Origin of the sequence: Hymenobacter crusticola (assembly GCF_002154225.1) — a bacterium.
Classification (GTDB): Bacteria; Bacteroidota; Bacteroidia; order Cytophagales; family Hymenobacteraceae; genus Hymenobacter; species Hymenobacter crusticola.
Map to the genome: position 1 here is coordinate 1 of NZ_MTSE01000090.1, position 2200 is coordinate 2200.

At 45.2% G+C, this 2200-nt stretch carries 2 protein-coding genes; both read right to left on the reverse strand.

Annotation, left to right across the window (positions count from 1 at the left end; genetic code table 11):
* Positions 1–163 precede the first annotated feature (163 nt).
* A complete protein-coding gene (locus tag BXP70_RS28925; protein ID WP_086597594.1) occupies positions 164–613 on the reverse strand; it encodes a DUF4231 domain-containing protein in 450 nt (149 codons plus the stop codon).
* Between the two features lie 100 nt (positions 614–713).
* Positions 714–1532 carry a hypothetical protein gene (locus BXP70_RS28930; protein WP_086597595.1) on the reverse strand — a complete coding sequence of 273 codons (819 nt, stop codon included), beginning with the start codon at positions 1530–1532 and terminating at the stop codon, positions 714–716.
* Positions 1533–2200: the final 668 nt, after the last annotated feature.

Here is a 2200-nt window from a genome sequence, read left to right on the forward strand (position 1 = left end):
GGGCTAGGCATCGATTCAAAACCTCTGAGTTAGAGGTTTTGCCCTATTTGTTTAACAACACTCATACATGAACTGTTGGGCACGGCTTGCGGGCTGAGCCTCGGGCCGCACATAAAAAAGCCCCTTATCACGTGACAGAGGGCTTTTAGTGGGGTTTTAAACCCTATTTATCTTTTAGTTTGTCCCCAACTTTATCTACTACTTCCTCCAGGGTGACTGTATGATTTAGTTTTGCGCTTTCTGTGTCCAATATTTTCTTAATTGCCTCTTGGTTAGCAATATAGTCTGGGTCTTGTTTGAGCGTTGCCTCCGACAGCGCGTCCGAAGCATTAGAATACATAATCCACTTTTCGCGAGGGTTAAACACTGAGTCAACGACGGTCACTATCACAATAACTATTGACAAAGTCTGAGACCACAGTACGTTTTCCGGTTTTCCGACTAAAAAAGGCAAAAGCCCAGCGGCAAGGGCCGCTAGTAGACGAGTTGAATAATATATGATTTGATATATCATCCCTGAGCGATGATATTCCTTCATTTTGAATTGAATGATTGCTTTTGGTCCTTGATAAACTAAATCAGGGGCCATTCTTGCTTCATCGAAGTTGCTCATAACACATTTTTTTAAATGTTATACCCTAATATAATATATAGATGGCTGATAACCATGATTTTACGTTCATAATAAGTGATTTCCTGTCAGAGAGGAACTCCTATTTAATTATATCAAAACCGAATACGATGGCATGCCACGTTTCCCCTCTATACAGCCAGCCTTTGCTTCCCTCCCCCGTAGCGTAGTCTTTTCCCCAGGCATAGCCTAGGTTGATATTATTATACCCCAAGCTAAGGAATCCACCCCGGGAGATAAACAATGCTTTTCTTGGAAATTCAATCTTAGGCGCTCGCGTGTTGTTTTTCGTCAGATCAACGCCACCCACACCAAGCAGTACCCCTGGAGTTATGGAGAGTTGTCGAATGTTTCTTCCAAACAGGTCTTTGTTAGTAAGAAATGTATTCCGGGAGAATTTCCATCCGAAGGCCAAGGCAGGGCTGAACCCCGTTTCCGCCTGTGACGGGAAGGAATCCTTTAGGGCATAATTATCTAGCTTGGGACGAATCTTCAAAACCGTGGAAATCCCTTGTAGTACAGGTTTACCATCCCAGTAGGTTAACGCTGTTACTTCACTTGCGGCACTTACTGCACTACTTGGACTACCGGAATTTGGAGCGTAGTATTTATCTATCAGGCTCGTTTTAAACCCAGTCACTCCACCTGGAATAGGTACCGGGGTGCCAACTTTAACTAAGTTGGTGGGGAGCAGCTCAGAGATAACTGAATAGTCTCCCTTATTATCAATCTTAGCCCAAGCGTTATTCTTCAGTTTATAGTCTTGCTCAAGGTGATTGCTCGTTCCTTCCTCTCTAGTTAGGAGCGTTACGACGTTATTTCTGGTAATAAGCTTGGAATCAGCACATGATAGACAGCATAAACAGACTAATGCGCTGAGGAGTAGGCGGATATTCTTCATTAGAAAGTGGCAAAGGGTTAGGCTACCCGCTCATGTGCAACTACAAATTCGTTCGCGGGCACGTTGAAGTATGCGCTGTTGGTCGACAGCATAGCTAATAAGACTGTGAAGTCTTGAACATTATATTGCTTAGACATTGTGCTCCCGTCGTCAAATGTGAGGTTCAACGTACCCAGTCCTTGAGCCTTATAAAAAGCATTATAGCTTACTATTTTTTTCATCTTGATGGTTTCGTGGTCAGTAATGTGAAAGGTATTGGCATGGAATAGCTCATATATCAGTGTTAGCACTGAATTCTAGGCTTCTCATCCAATTTTGTTGAGCGTTTGAGCCCCTACTCGTGCGAAAGAAGTTGGCGCACCAGAACTTAAGGCGGTTAGTCTTCGTCAGAGTAGCCATTTCCGCCCCTTAGGGTACACTCGGCCGGACTGCTAGGGCAATAGCGGGCATACGTCGGCCGCAGGGACCACGTCGGGTCGGTACCACCGCATCAGCTCGTCGTATACCTGCACCTAGTTAATCTCGCCCGCGACGTAGTGCATTTGCAGTTGCGCCATTTCGGGGGACATGGCCCGGTCACTTGCTCGGGCTCTTCCTTCTATTGGGGATGTTGTTAAACAAATAGGGCAAAACCTCCAACTCAGAGGTTTTGAATCGATGCCTAGCCC